Origin of the sequence: Janthinobacterium sp. FT14W (assembly GCF_009208755.1) — a bacterium.
In the GTDB taxonomy this organism is placed as follows: domain Bacteria; phylum Pseudomonadota; class Gammaproteobacteria; order Burkholderiales; family Burkholderiaceae_D; genus Janthinobacterium; species Janthinobacterium violaceinigrum.
The window spans coordinates 83,079-95,782 of sequence record NZ_WFLL01000008.1; the positions used below are offsets into that span (position 1 = coordinate 83,079).

The 12,704-nt window shown below is 60.9% G+C and carries 14 protein-coding genes; 12 read left to right on the forward strand and 2 right to left on the reverse strand.

Annotated features, from left to right (window positions below):
- Positions 1 to 108 precede the first annotated feature (108 nt).
- From argC to erpA, 3 genes are all read left to right on the forward strand, one after another.
- Positions 109 to 1,146: an N-acetyl-gamma-glutamyl-phosphate reductase gene (gene argC, locus GCN74_RS08120; protein ID WP_152256189.1), complete on the forward strand. Its 1,038-nt coding sequence runs from the start codon at positions 109 to 111 to the stop codon at positions 1,144 to 1,146.
- A gap of 90 nt (positions 1,147 to 1,236) precedes the next feature.
- Entirely contained in the window at positions 1,237 to 1,626 is a 390-nt protein-coding gene (locus GCN74_RS08125; protein ID WP_131376556.1) for a bactofilin family protein, read from the forward strand.
- 94 nt (positions 1,627 to 1,720) lie between these two features.
- Positions 1,721 to 2,083: an iron-sulfur cluster insertion protein ErpA gene (gene erpA / locus GCN74_RS08130; protein ID WP_029496047.1), complete on the forward strand. Its 363-nt coding sequence runs from the start codon at positions 1,721 to 1,723 to the stop codon at positions 2,081 to 2,083.
- Between the two features lie 65 nt (positions 2,084 to 2,148).
- On the opposite strand, the gene GCN74_RS08135 is transcribed toward erpA, so the two are convergent.
- Positions 2,149 to 3,240 carry an anhydro-N-acetylmuramic acid kinase gene (locus tag GCN74_RS08135; RefSeq protein WP_152256190.1) on the reverse strand — a complete coding sequence of 364 codons (1,092 nt, stop codon included), beginning with the start codon at positions 3,238 to 3,240 and terminating at the stop codon, positions 2,149 to 2,151.
- A gap of 157 nt (positions 3,241 to 3,397) precedes the next feature.
- Positions 3,398 to 4,765 carry a M23 family metallopeptidase gene (locus tag GCN74_RS08140; RefSeq protein WP_152256191.1) on the reverse strand — a complete coding sequence of 456 codons (1,368 nt, stop codon included), beginning with the start codon at positions 4,763 to 4,765 and terminating at the stop codon, positions 3,398 to 3,400.
- A 152-nt stretch (positions 4,766 to 4,917) separates the two neighbouring features.
- Between GCN74_RS08140 and tyrS the strand changes: the two genes are divergently transcribed.
- From tyrS to ruvA, 9 genes are all read left to right on the forward strand, one after another.
- Positions 4,918 to 6,183 (forward strand): tyrosine--tRNA ligase, encoded by a 1,266-nt coding sequence (gene tyrS, locus GCN74_RS08145; RefSeq protein WP_152256192.1) that lies wholly within the window; start codon positions 4,918 to 4,920, stop codon positions 6,181 to 6,183.
- Positions 6,180 to 6,626, forward strand: a complete 447-nt coding sequence (dtd, locus tag GCN74_RS08150; RefSeq protein WP_152256193.1) for a D-aminoacyl-tRNA deacylase — start codon at positions 6,180 to 6,182, stop codon at positions 6,624 to 6,626. Before tyrS ends, dtd begins: the two co-directional genes overlap by 4 nt.
- Before the next feature lie 51 nt (positions 6,627 to 6,677).
- A complete protein-coding gene (locus GCN74_RS08155; protein WP_152256194.1) occupies positions 6,678 to 7,340 on the forward strand; it encodes a YbhB/YbcL family Raf kinase inhibitor-like protein in 663 nt (220 codons plus the stop codon).
- 3 nt (positions 7,341 to 7,343) lie between these two features.
- Positions 7,344 to 7,988, forward strand: coding sequence for a histidine phosphatase family protein (locus GCN74_RS08160; protein ID WP_152256195.1), 645 nt, complete (start codon positions 7,344 to 7,346; stop codon positions 7,986 to 7,988).
- 161 nt (positions 7,989 to 8,149) lie between these two features.
- Positions 8,150 to 9,202, forward strand: a complete 1,053-nt coding sequence (gene dusB / locus GCN74_RS08165; RefSeq protein ID WP_152256196.1) for a tRNA dihydrouridine synthase DusB — start codon at positions 8,150 to 8,152, stop codon at positions 9,200 to 9,202.
- A gap of 179 nt (positions 9,203 to 9,381) precedes the next feature.
- Positions 9,382 to 9,615: a helix-turn-helix domain-containing protein gene (locus tag GCN74_RS08170; protein ID WP_008445162.1), complete on the forward strand. Its 234-nt coding sequence runs from the start codon at positions 9,382 to 9,384 to the stop codon at positions 9,613 to 9,615.
- A 95-nt stretch (positions 9,616 to 9,710) separates the two neighbouring features.
- On the forward strand, positions 9,711 to 11,297 hold the full coding sequence (gene purH, locus GCN74_RS08175) for a bifunctional phosphoribosylaminoimidazolecarboxamide formyltransferase/IMP cyclohydrolase (RefSeq protein WP_152256197.1): 1,587 nt from the start codon (positions 9,711 to 9,713) through the stop codon (positions 11,295 to 11,297).
- A 133-nt stretch (positions 11,298 to 11,430) separates the two neighbouring features.
- The gene (gene ruvC, locus GCN74_RS08180; RefSeq protein WP_152256198.1) at positions 11,431 to 11,970 is read left to right on the forward strand and encodes a crossover junction endodeoxyribonuclease RuvC; all 540 of its coding nucleotides are present in this window, start codon (positions 11,431 to 11,433) and stop codon (positions 11,968 to 11,970) included.
- 153 nt (positions 11,971 to 12,123) lie between these two features.
- Positions 12,124 to 12,702: a Holliday junction branch migration protein RuvA gene (ruvA, locus tag GCN74_RS08185; RefSeq protein ID WP_152256199.1), complete on the forward strand. Its 579-nt coding sequence runs from the start codon at positions 12,124 to 12,126 to the stop codon at positions 12,700 to 12,702.
- Positions 12,703 to 12,704 lie beyond the last annotated feature (2 nt).

Below are 12,704 nucleotides of genomic sequence, written 5' to 3' on the forward strand. Positions count from 1 at the left end.
GCTTTTTTGCATTTCAGCGGCTTGCGCCGTTGCGCTGTAAAATACGCGGAAAACCCCCATGGGTGCGTTTCCCTTCATCTTTATGCAATCTATATACAAGGAAAGAACATGATCAAAGTTGGCATCGTCGGCGGCACTGGATACACGGGCGTGGAATTGCTGCGCTTGCTTGCTACCCATCCAGATGTCGAATTGACGGCGATTACCTCGCGCAAGGAAGATGGCTTGCCCGTTGCTGACATGTATCCTTCCCTGCGTGGTCATGTGAAACTGGCGTTTTCTTCGCCGGACAAGGCGAATCTGGAACAGTGCGACGTGGTCTTCTTTGCCACTCCGCATGGTGTTGCGATGGCGCAAGCCCCAGCCTTGCTGGCCGCCGGCGTAAAGGTCATCGACCTGGCCGCCGACTTCCGCCTGAAAGACCAGGCCAAGTTCGAGCAGTGGTACAAGATTTCCCACACGGCGCCCGAGCTGATAGCCCAGGCCGTGTACGGCTTGCCGGAACTGAACCGCGAAGACATCAAGCAGGCCAAGCTGATCGCCAATCCCGGCTGCTACCCGACCACCATGCAGCTGGGCTTTTACCCGCTGCTCAAGGCTGGCCTCGTCAACGCGGGCGGCCTGATCGCCGACTGCAAGTCGGGCGTGTCCGGCGCCGGCCGCAAGGCGGAAATCGGTATCCTGTTCTCGGAGGCAAGCGACAGCTTCAAGGCCTACGGCGTGGCCGGTCACCGCCACCTGCCGGAAACGACGGCGCAATTGCAGCGTTTCACGGATGAGAAAGTGGCGCTGACCTTCACGCCGCACCTGGTGCCGATGATCCGCGGCATGCATTCGACCCTGTACGCGCAACTGAACAAGGATGTCAGCAATGAAGAATTGCAATCCTTGTTTGAGGAGCAATACAAGGATGAGCCTTTCGTCGACGTGATGCCATTCGGCTCGCATCCGGAAACGCGCTCCACGCGCGGCTCGAACATGCTGCGCCTGGCCTTGCACCGTCCCGAAGGCGGCAACACCGTCATCGTGCTGGTGGTGCAGGACAACCTGGTCAAGGGCGCATCGGGCCAGGCCGTGCAGTGCATGAACTTGATGTTTGGCCTGAAAGAAACGGCCGGTTTGCAACACATCGCCCTGCTGCCGTAAATTTAGGCACGGGGGCTTGCGCAGGTCCGGCGCCTTTTTGCCGGACCTGTGATAAATTGGACTGCCACGTACACCGACAGGATGACGTTCATGTTCGAGCGCAATGCGAAAAACCCCATCGATACCTTGATCGGCGCTTCCACGCGGATCGAAGGCGACTTGCTGTTTTGCGGCGGCCTGCGCATCGATGGCCACGTGCGCGGCAACGTCACGGGCGAGCCGGGCGACCCCACCTACGTGGTGCTGGGCGAGGCCGGGCGCATCGATGGCGAAGTGCGCTGCTCGAGCCTGGTCGTCAGCGGCGAGATCAATGGCCCCGTGTATGTGTCCGAAATGCTTGAAATCCAGCCGAAAGCCCGCATTGTAGGAGAGGTCTACTACAAGGTGCTGGAAATGCACAGCGGTGCCCTGGTGCAGGGCAAGCTTAGCCGGCACGACAGCGCCGACCCCGTGCTGCACCTGGCCGTCTCGGAAATGTGAGCAGGAACAACACCAGCCAGCCGCGCCAGCGGCGGCCGCAGCGAGAGTTGTGCCAACAGTCTATAATGAGCCTATGTTTTCTGAGGAGTCTGAAATGAATGCAGTCGCTGAAATGCAAGATGTGATCCCATCGCCTATCATCTTTACCGATAGCGCCGCCGAAAAAGTCGCGCAGCTGATCGAGGAAGAAGGTAATCCCGACCTGAAATTGCGCGTATTCGTGCAGGGTGGCGGCTGTTCCGGCTTCCAGTACGGCTTCACCTTCGATGAAATCGTCAACGAAGATGACACCACCATGGTCAAGAACGGCGTCCAGCTGTTGATCGATTCCATGAGCTACCAGTACCTGGTCGGCGCGGAAATCGATTACAAGGATGACCTGGAAGGCGCGCAGTTCGTCATTAAAAACCCTACCGCGACGTCTACCTGCGGTTGCGGTTCGTCTTTCTCCGTTTAAGCACTAAACTGGGCAAGCAAGAAAATAGCGGATCGATGATCCGCTATTTGTGTTTCTACGCCGGCTCAGCGCGGATACAGCGCGCCCAGCACCCGTAATCCCTGCGCGCCCGTCACCGCCGGCAAGTTGCCCGGCTTGCGCTGCGTGAAGCGCCAGGCCAGCCAGGCAAACGCCAGCGCCTCGACCTGGCTGGGCGCCACGCCCAAGGCTTGCGTGGACTCCACCGTCATGCCCGGCAATTCGGCGGCCAGCGCCGCCATCAGGCTGGCGTTCTGCGCGCCGCCGCCGCACACATAGACCGTTTCCGCCTGCGCCCCGTCGCGCACGATGGCTTGCGCCAGGCTGGCGGCCGTCAGCCGGGTCAATGTCGCCTGCACGTCGGCCGGCTTGGCATGGGGATGGCTGGCCAGCTTGCCTTGCAGCCATTCGGCGTGGAACAGGTCGCGGCCCGTGCTTTTCGGCGCCGGCAAGGCAAAGTAGGGTTCGTTCAGCAGCTCGGCCAGCAGGGCAGGGATGAGCTGGCCCGTGGCGGCCCAGGCGCCGTTGGCGTCGTAGGGCTGGCCCAGGTGCCGCAAGGCCCAGCCATCCATCAGCGCATTGCCGGGCCCCGTATCGTAGCCCGTCACCGTGCCATCCGCGTGCAGCACGCTGATGTTGCCGATGCCGCCGATATTGGCCAGCACGCGCGTGTGGCCGGGCAGGTTGAAAATGGCCTGGTGGAAGGCGGGCACCAGCGGCGCGCCCTGGCCGCCCGCCGCCACGTCGCGGCTGCGCAAGTCGGCGATGACATCGATGCCCGTCAGCTCGGCCAGCAGGGCCGGGTTGTTCAGCTGGCGCGTAAAGCCCAGTTCAGGGCGGTGGCGGATGGTCTGGCCATGCGCGCCGATGGCGGCGATGGCGTCCGCGCCTATGCCCGCATTGCTGAGGAGCATGGCAACGCAATCGGCGTAGTGGCGCACGAGCTGGTTTGCCGCCAGCGCTTCGCGTTCGATTTCATTCTGGCCTGCACTTTGCAAGGCCATCAGGTCGGCGCGCAAGCTGGCGGGAAAGGCAATATACGCATCGCCCAGGCTGCGCGTGCCCTCGTCGGAAAAGTCGACCAGCGCGCCGTCGACGCCGTCCAGGCTGGTGCCCGACATTAAACCGATATACAGCATGGTGTTTCCTTGAGTGCGTCAGTGATGCTGTGCATTGTGCCGCATTTGTGCCGGGCGCAAAAGCGCGCAGGAAAAAACAAAAGCGCGCGGAAAAAAACAAAGGCACCGGCCATCTGCATGGGCGGTGCCTTTGTCTGTTGCCCGAAGGCGGTGTCGATTAACGCGCAGCCAGTGCCGTGTCGTTCGGACGCAGCAGGGTGAAGCGGTGCATCATGTCGGCCGACACCATGCGGAAGCGGCTCAGCTCGGCAGCCGTCAATGGCGCCTGGGCTTGTACGTTCAGCTTGCTTGGGTCTTGTGCCACGCCACCGACGCGGAATTCATAGTGCAAATGGGCGCCTGTGGACCAGCCCGTGGTGCCGACGTAGCCGATTACATCGCCCTGGCTCACTTTCTGACCTTTTTTCAGGCCCGAGGCAAAGCGGCTCATGTGCGCATAGGCGGTCGTGTAATTGGCCCAGTGTTTCAGGACAACAACATTACCGTAGCCGTTCTGCATGCCGACGGAATCGACCACGCCGTCGCCCGACGCGCGGATAGGCGTACCCGTAGCGGCGGCGAAATCGATGCCCTTGTGCGCTTTCCAGTTGCCGGAAATCGGGTGCACGCGCATGGAGAAGCCGGACGAGATGCGGGAAAATTCGAGGGGGGATTTCAGGAAGGCTTTTTTGAGGGACTTGCCGTCGAAACTGTAGTAACCGCCGCCTTGCTTGCTGGCCGGGTCTTCGAACCAAACGGACTGGTAAGTCGTGCCGCGGTTGGTGAATTCACCGGCCAGGATGCGGCCCGCTCGGACGAATTCGCCATCTTGCCAGAACGTTTCGTAGACCACGTTGAACGAGTCGCCGCGTTTCAGGTCGGAACGGAAGTCGATATTGGTGGAGAACATTTCCACGATTTGCGCGGAAATCGAGTCTGGCAGGCGGGTGCCGTCCAGGCTGGAGTCGGTGGCAGCGAACAGGGTGGAAGTAATCTTGCGCGCGTGCATTTCAACGCGGCGTTCCAGCTGGGCTGCCACTTCCGTGGCCACGAACTTGTCGCCCTTGCGGGTGATCAGGATGTTCTTGACCGATTTGTCCGTGCCGTCGACGAGCGTGGCGCGCATCCAGTTGAGGTCGCCGTTTTCGGACGTTTGCGCTTGTACGCGCTTGCCCGATTTCAGCAACATCACGCCGCGCGCAATCTTGTCGGTTTTAATGAAGTTGGCGGCCGCCGCATCATCCACGCCGAGACGGGTCAGCAAAGTGGCGAGGGTATCGCCGGCGCGGACTTTTTCTTCGTGGGTGAAGTTCTGGTCTACCTGTTCCATCGCGGAAATTTGCGAGGCGAGATCAGGCATTTCCAGGTTCTGGGCGATGGACGTGACCGGCAAGTCGGAAGCGTCGGGCGCCAGAGGAGCCACACCGGCCGCGCCGAAGGCGACCACGGCGAGCAGCACTGCCGACACGCCAATAATGCGTGCCTTGCGTGTCGTCGCCAGCTGTGTGTACAAGCGTGAGCCTGTGATTTTATGTATAGGGTTCATGCAATCAGTTAAAATTTGCCCTTGAACGATTCGTGAACTAATGCTCTTTGTTATTGTTATTTTGGTTCGCTCATACGGCAAGATTGATGGGATCGAGCATTATAGCAAACTCCGCAAACCTACTACCATTTTGAGATCTACAGTCAAATTTTATGGAAATCAACACCACCGCATCGCCTACAAAGGCTAACGCCGCTCAGACCGCGCTTCCGCTGTCGGACAGAGTACAAGAAGCCCTCGCGATTACCAAGCGTGGCGTCGACGAACTCTTGATCGAAAGCGAATTTGCGCAAAAATTAGCACGCTCCGAGAAAAACGGTGTTCCACTGCGCATCAAACTGGGCCTGGACCCGACTGCACCCGACTTGCATCTGGGGCATACTGTCGTGCTGAACAAGATGCGCCAGCTGCAAAACCTGGGCCATCAAGTCATTTTCCTCATCGGCGACTTCACGTCCATGATCGGCGACCCTTCGGGCCGCAACGTCACGCGTCCGCCTTTGACCCGCGAACAGATCGAGATTAACGCGATGACGTATTTCGCGCAAGCATCTTTAGTGTTGGACGCCAGCAAGACCGAAATCCGCTATAACTCCGAGTGGTGCGATCCGCTGGGCGCGCGCGGCATCATCCAGCTCGCTTCCCACTACACGGTGGCGCGCATGATCGAGCGCGATGACTTCACCAAGCGCTTCCAGGGCGGCATTCCTATTTCCGTACATGAATTCCTGTACCCGCTGATGCAGGGCTACGACTCGGTGGCGCTGAAATCGGACCTGGAACTGGGCGGCACGGACCAGAAATTCAACCTGCTGGTGGGCCGCGAACTGCAAAAGCAGTACGGACAGGAGCAGCAGTGTATTTTGACCATGCCTCTGCTGGAAGGTTTGGACGGCGTGGAAAAAATGTCCAAGTCGAAGAATAACTACATCGGCATCACGGAACCGGGCAACACCATGTTCGCCAAGCTGATGAGCATTTCCGACGTCATGATGTGGCGCTACTACGAGCTGCTGTCGTGGCGCTCGATCGCCGAACTGGCCCAGCTGAAGCGCGAAGTCGAGGAAGGCCGCAATCCGCGCGATGCCAAGGTTGCACTGGCGCAAGAAATCGTCGCCCGTTTTCACTCGCAGCAGGCGGCGGAAGATGCGCTGGCCGACTTCGTCAACCGCTCGAAGGGCGGCATCCCCGACGATATCCCGGAAGTGACCTTGGCCGGCGCGCCGCTGGGCATCCCGCAATTGCTCAAGCAGGCGGGCCTGTGCCCTTCGACGTCGGAAGCCATGCGCAAGATCGACCAGGGCGGCGTGCGCATCGACGGCACCGTCATCAGCGACAAGGGCTTGCAAGTGGCGGCCGGTCAGTTCGTGTTGCAAGTTGGCAAGCGCAGTTTCGCGCGCGTCACCTTGACGGCATGATCGCGCTGCTGCAGCGCGTCACGCAGGCGAAAGTCGATGTGGCGGGCGCCACCATCGGCGCCATCGACGCGGGGCTGATGGTGCTCGTGTGCGCCGAGCGGGGCGATACGGAGAAGGAAGCGGACGCCTTGCTGGCCAAGCTGCTCGGCTATCGCGTGTTTGCCGACGAGGCGGGCAAGATGAACCGCAGCGTGACGGACGTGGCCGGCGGCTTGCTGCTGGTGCCCCAGTTCACCCTGGCAGCCGACACCAAGTCCGGCACGCGCCCGTCGTTTACGCCGGCGGCCGCGCCGCAGGATGGCTTGCGCCTGTTCACGCATTTCGTGGAGCAGGCGCGCAGCCGTCACGCGTGCGTGCAGACGGGGCAGTTCGGCGCCGACATGCAAGTGTCGCTGACGAATGACGGGCCCGTCACCTTCTGGCTGCAAGTGAATGCCAAATAAGCGCCAGATGAGCGCCAAATAATAAATAAAAACTATAAAGAGGAGCAAGCGATGAAATTGTGGAGCGAGACGTTTCGTGATGGCGGCCTGATGCCGGCCGACCATGCCTTTGCCGAGATCGATCCGGCCAGCCGCGTGCGCCTCGCTGGCAACCGCAATCCCCATCTGGCCTGGGACGAGGTGCCGAACGGCACCGAGTCGCTGGCCCTGTTCTGCATCGACCCCGATGCGCCGCAAGACGCCAGCCTGGCCAATGTTGAAGGCCAGGCCCTGCCGTTGACGGCGCCGCGCGGTGACTTTTATCACTGGAGCTTGCTCGATTTGCCGACCGCCATGCGTTCGATCGCCGCAGGACAGTTTTCCAGCGGCATCACGGCGCGCGGCAAGCAGGCCCCCACGGTGTCCTGGCCGGACAGCAGCGGCGCGTATGCGTTGCGCCAAGGCATCAACGATTACACGGCCTGGTTTGCCGGCGATGCCGGCATGGGCGGCGATTACTATGGTTATGACGGCCCGTGCCCGCCATGGAATGACGAGCGCATCCACCACTACATTTTCCGCCTGTATGCGCTCGACGTGCCGCACCTGGCATTGCCCCAGCGGTTTACGGGGCAGCAAGCCTACGCCGCCATCTATGGCCACATCCTCGACGAAGCCCAACTCGTCGTCGCCTACTCGCTCAACCCCGAGTTGGCACTTACCCTGAAGAAATAACGCATGAGCACCACGATTTTATTGATACGCCATGGCGAGACGGCCTGGAATGCGGGCCGCCGCCTGCAGGGCCATATCGACATCGCCCTGAACGAGGCGGGCCTGGCGCAAGCGGCCGCGCTGGGGCAGGCGCTGGCGGACGAACCGCTGGCCGCCATCATCGCCAGCGATCTGCAGCGCGCGCGGCAGACGGCGCAGGCCGTGGCCGACGTGAACAGGCTGCCCGTGCAAACGGACCCCTTGCTGCGCGAGCGCTGCTATGGCGCCTTCGAAGGCTTGCTGTACGCGGACATCGCCGCGCGCTATCCGCACGAATATGCGCAATGGCAATCGCGCCAGATCGATGCCGTGATGCCGTCGGGCGAGCGCCAGGCCGAGAGTTTCCGCCAGTTCTATGCGCGCGCAAATGGCGCCATTGCCCGCTGGGCCGGGCAATATGACGGCCAGACGATCGCCATCGTGGCCCACGGTGGCGTGCTCGAGTGCGCCTACCGCGAGGCCGTCGGCATGACGCTCGACAGCCCACGCGACTTCCAGGTGAAAAATGCCAGCGTCAATCGTTTTGCGTATGCGGACGGCAAGCTGCATTTAGTGCACTGGGGAAATATCGAACACCTGAGCGCGCCCGCGATGGACGAGCTGGGCTAAGAGCCGGGCGAGCCGCCGGACGGGGGCGCCGATCCCCTGTTTTGCTGTACTGCACAAGCTGGACGGGTTGCCAAGCGCACTGAAGTACAAAAATAGTGCTTATTAATTAGGCAGGGAATCGGTTAAAATAGCAGGTTCCTCCGTCCATTCCAGGTTCCTCAGTGCAAATCGGCCCTCACATTCTGCGCAACAACGTTTTCGTCGCTCCCATGGCGGGCGTGACGGATCGGCCTTTCCGCCAGTTGTGCAAGCAACTGGGTGCCGGCTATGCCGTGTCGGAGATGGCGGCGTCGAATCCGCGCCTGTGGGCCACGGAAAAAAGCTCGCGCCGCACGGACCACGAAGGTGAAATGGAGCCGAAGGCGGTGCAGATCGCCGGCGCCGATCCGCAAGACCTGGCCGACTGCGCCAAGTTCAACGTGGACCGGGGCGCGCAGATCATCGACATCAACATGGGTTGCCCCGTGAAGAAGGTGTGCAACAGCTGGTGCGGTTCGGCCCTGTTGCAAGATGAAAGCCTGGTCGAGAAGATCTTGCACGCCGTCGTCAATGCCGTCGACGTGCCCGTCACCCTGAAATTCCGCACGGGCTGGAACCGTTCCAACAAGAATGCCCTGACCATTGCCCGCATCGCGGAACAAGCGGGCATCCAGATGCTGACCTTGCACGGCCGCACGCGTGCCGACGGCTACAAGGGCGATGCCGAATATGAAACCATTGCCGCTGTGAAAGCATCGGTGGGTATCCCCGTGGTAGCCAATGGCGACATTACCAGCCCGGAAAAAGCCCGCTTTGTGCTGGATCAAACGGGCGCCGATGCCGTCATGATCGGCCGCGCGGCGCAGGGCCGGCCGTGGATTTGCCGCGAGATCGATCATTTCCTGCGCACGGGCACCTTGCTGCCGGCGCCGTACGTGGATGAAGTGCGTACCCTGATGGATGAGCATTTGCGCGCCCATTACGCGTTTTATGGCGAATTCCTCGGCGTGCGCACGGCGCGCAAGCACATCGGCTGGTACGTGAAAGACCTGGAAGGCGGCGAAGCGTTTCGCCAGCAAATGAATTTGCTGGAGTCGACGGATGCGCAATTGCTGGCCGTCGATCAATTTTTTGAGTCGCAATGGAAATTTGGCGAACGGTTACAATACCGCCTCGCCGAATCCAGTGAAAGTGGCCCGATCGATGTGATCGAATCTACGGCCACGGCAGCATGAGCAGATAGCAAGAAGGTTGCGTATAAGTTAAGCAGTAAGTGAAAAGCAATACAAGGGCGAGCGCCTATACAGAGCGTCATGCAATATTAATTACAACACCGAGACAAGACGGCAGCAGGCGGCCCGCATGAGCGACGCGGCAGCGGATTGTCAGGTGTTCAGCCGGTTGAAGCATACAAATGAGCAAAGAAAGCATTCAGGAAGTCGTACAGAAAAGTCTAGAAGATTACTTCAATGACCTGGGCGAACAGCAAGCATCGAATATCTACGACATGGTCGTGCTGACCGTGGAAAAACCCATCCTGGAAGTCGTGATGACACGCGCCGATGGCAACCAGTCGCACGCCGCGCAGATGCTGGGCATCAACCGCAATACCCTGCGCAAGAAATTGCAGGAGCACGGTTTGCTGTAATGCCGGCATGCAAGTGACGCCAAGATTTGAATCCGCCGCAGCCCCGCACGGGCCTGCGCCATTCGCCAAGAACACTTAACCACCTAGCCACAGCCATGATCAAACAAGCTCTCCTCTCCGTTTCCGACAAGACCGGCGTTCTCGAATTCGCCCGCGCCCTGTCCGCCCTCGGCGTCAACCTCCTGTCCACGGGCGGCACTGCCAAATTGCTGGCAGATAACGGTGTTCCCGTGACGGAAGTTGCCGATTACACGGGTTTCCCGGAGATGCTCGATGGCCGTGTGAAGACCCTGCACCCGAAAGTACACGGCGGTATCCTGGCGCGCCGCGATTTCCCTGAGCATATGTCGAAACTGGTCGAGCACGACATGCCGACCATCGACATGGTGGTGGTCAATCTGTACCCGTTCCAGGGCACGGTGGCCAAGGCCGATTGCACCCTGGAAGACGCGATCGAGAACATCGATATCGGCGGCCCGACCATGCTGCGTTCGGCGGCCAAGAACCACAAGGACGTGGTCGTCATCTGCGACCCGACCGACTATGACGCCGTGCTGGCGGAAATGCGCTCGGCCGACGGCAAGGCCGGCGACGTCAGCTATGACACCAAGTTCATGCTGGCGAAGAAGGTCTTTGCCCACACGGCGCAATACGATGGCGCCATCACCAACTACCTGACGAGCCTGGGCCCGACGAAAGTGCACGCCGAGCGCGGCGCCTATCCGCAAATCCTGAACGTTGCATTTGAGAAAGTGCAAGACATGCGTTACGGTGAAAACCCGCACCAGAGCGCCGCCTTCTACCGCGACCTGGTCATCACCGATGGCGCGCTGGCCAACTACCGCCAGCTGCAAGGCAAGGAATTGTCGTACAACAACATCGCCGACGCCGACGCGGCCTGGGAATGCGTGAAGAGCCTGGGCGGCTTCGAGCAAAGCGCCGCCTGCGTGATCGTCAAGCACGCGAATCCGTGCGGCGTTGCCCTGGGCAAGAATGCGGCCGAAGCGTACGCGCGCGCCCTGCAGACGGACCCGACCTCGGCATTCGGCGGCATCATCGCCTTCAACACGGAACTCGATGGCGCCACCGCTGGCGAAATTGCCAAGCTGTTCGTGGAAGTGCTGATCGCGCCGTCGTTCTCCGCCGAAGCGAAACAGATTCTGTCGAGCAAGCAAAACGTGCGCATGCTGGAAATCCCGCTGGGCGCAGGCGTCAACGCCATGGACTTCAAGCGCGTCGGTGGCGGCTTGCTGGTGCAATCGCCGGACGCGAAAAACGTGGGCATCGGCGACTTGCGCGTGGTCAGCAAACTGCAGCCAACGCCGCAGCAATTGTCCGACCTGATGTTCGCCTGGAAAGTGGCAAAATTCGTCAAGTCGAACGCCATCGTCTTCTGCGGCAATAACATGACCCTGGGCGTGGGCGCAGGCCAGATGAGCCGCATCGACTCGGCCCGCATCGCCTCGATCAAGGCACAGAACGCAGGCCTGAGCCTGACCGGTTCCGTGGTGGCGTCGGACGCCTTCTTCCCGTTCCGCGACGGCCTCGACGTCGTCGTCGACGCGGGCGCCACCTGCGTGATCCATCCGGGCGGCTCCATGCGCGACCAGGAAGTGATCGATGCGGCGGACGAGCGCGGCGTCGTGATGCTGTACACGGGCACGCGTCACTTCCGTCATTAATTTAGCCCAACGGCAAATGCCGGGGTCAGACCCGCCGGGTCTGACCCCAGATGTTGCTTGTGGGGTGAAGATGTACAAACGGCAGGCACCGGTTATTCACCGGTGCCTGCCGTATTCATTATAGAATCTGGCGATGATTATTCTTGGCATCGATCCTGGCCTGCGCACGACCGGCTTTGGGGTCATTGAAAAACACGGCAACAAGCTGCGCTATATCGCGTCGGGTACCGTCAAGACGGGTTCCGAAGGGGAATTGCCGCCGCGCCTGAAGATCATCCTGCAGGGCGTGAGCGAGATCGTGGGCACCTACCGGCCCGACTGCGCAGCCATCGAAAAAGTGTTTGTCAACGTCAACCCCCAATCGACCCTGCTGCTGGGCCAGGCGCGTGGCGCTGCCATTTGCGCGCTGGTCAATTCCGACCTCTCGGTGGCCGAGTACACGGCGCTGCAGGTGAAACAGGCCGTCACGGGCCATGGCAAGGCGGCCAAGGAACAGGTGCAGGAAATGGTGTCGCGCCTGCTGTCCTTGCCCGGCTTGCCCGGCACGGATGCGGCCGATGCCCTGGGCGTGGCCATTTGCCATGCCAACAGCGTCGATGCGCTGGCCATGCTCGGCGCGCTGGCGCCCCAGCTGCAGGGTTTGCGTATGAAGCGCGGCCGCCTGGTCGGATAGTTGCGACTGCCATGCCACGTCCATGGCGTCGTTGCACTGCCTTGCCGTACTATTCGTACTGTCTTCGGCAGTGCGCCTTGCCCTGAACATGGCCTGACAGCCGCAACACGCCAGAAGCTTTTGTTTACAATTTAATTTCATTAGGAACACGCGATGATAGGCCGTCTCTCCGGTATTTTGCTTGAAAAGAATCCGCCACAATTGCTGGTCGATTGCCAGGGCGTCGGCTATGAAGTCGACGTGCCGATGAGCACCTTTTACAACCTGCCTCACGTGGGCGAAAAAGTCGTGCTGTTCACGCACCAGGCCATCCGCGAAGATGCGCATCTGCTGTTCGGTTTCGGCAATGCGGCCGAGCGGGCCGTGTTCCGCCAATTGATCAAGATCACGGGCGTGGGCGCGCGCATGGCGCTGTCGCTTCTCTCGGGCATGACGATTGCCGACCTGGCGCAAGCGATCACCCTGCAGGATTCGGGCCGCCTGGTGAAAGTACCGGGCATCGGCAAGAAGACGGCGGAACGCCTGCTGCTGGAATTGAAGGGCAAGCTGGGCGCCGATATCGGTGCCGGCGGCGCGCACGCGGCGCCCGATGCGCAATCGGACATCCTCAACGCGCTGGTGGCGCTCGGCTATTCGGACAAGGAGGCGCTGGCGGCCGTGAAGAACGTGCCGGCCGGCAGCGGCGTGTCCGATGGCATCAAACTGGCGCTGAAAGCGCTGTCGAAAGGCTGATA

Coding starts and splice junctions, on each gene's coding strand:
- argC (WP_152256189.1), top strand. CDS start 109: ATGATCAAAGTTGGCATCGTCGGCGGCACTGGATACACGGGCGTGGAA.
- GCN74_RS08125 (WP_131376556.1), top strand. CDS start 1,237: ATGTTCGAGCGCAATGCGAAAAACCCCATCGATACCTTGATCGGCGCT.
- erpA (WP_029496047.1), top strand. CDS start 1,721: ATGAATGCAGTCGCTGAAATGCAAGATGTGATCCCATCGCCTATCATC.
- GCN74_RS08135 (WP_152256190.1), bottom strand. CDS start 3,240: ATGCTGTATATCGGTTTAATGTCGGGCACCAGCCTGGACGGCGTCGAC.
- GCN74_RS08140 (WP_152256191.1), bottom strand. CDS start 4,765: ATGAACCCTATACATAAAATCACAGGCTCACGCTTGTACACACAGCTG.
- tyrS (WP_152256192.1), top strand. CDS start 4,918: ATGGAAATCAACACCACCGCATCGCCTACAAAGGCTAACGCCGCTCAG.
- dtd (WP_152256193.1), top strand. CDS start 6,180: ATGATCGCGCTGCTGCAGCGCGTCACGCAGGCGAAAGTCGATGTGGCG.
- GCN74_RS08155 (WP_152256194.1), top strand. CDS start 6,678: ATGAAATTGTGGAGCGAGACGTTTCGTGATGGCGGCCTGATGCCGGCC.
- GCN74_RS08160 (WP_152256195.1), top strand. CDS start 7,344: ATGAGCACCACGATTTTATTGATACGCCATGGCGAGACGGCCTGGAAT.
- GCN74_RS08170 (WP_008445162.1), top strand. CDS start 9,382: ATGAGCAAAGAAAGCATTCAGGAAGTCGTACAGAAAAGTCTAGAAGAT.
- purH (WP_152256197.1), top strand. CDS start 9,711: ATGATCAAACAAGCTCTCCTCTCCGTTTCCGACAAGACCGGCGTTCTC.
- ruvC (WP_152256198.1), top strand. CDS start 11,431: ATGATTATTCTTGGCATCGATCCTGGCCTGCGCACGACCGGCTTTGGG.
- ruvA (WP_152256199.1), top strand. CDS start 12,124: ATGATAGGCCGTCTCTCCGGTATTTTGCTTGAAAAGAATCCGCCACAA.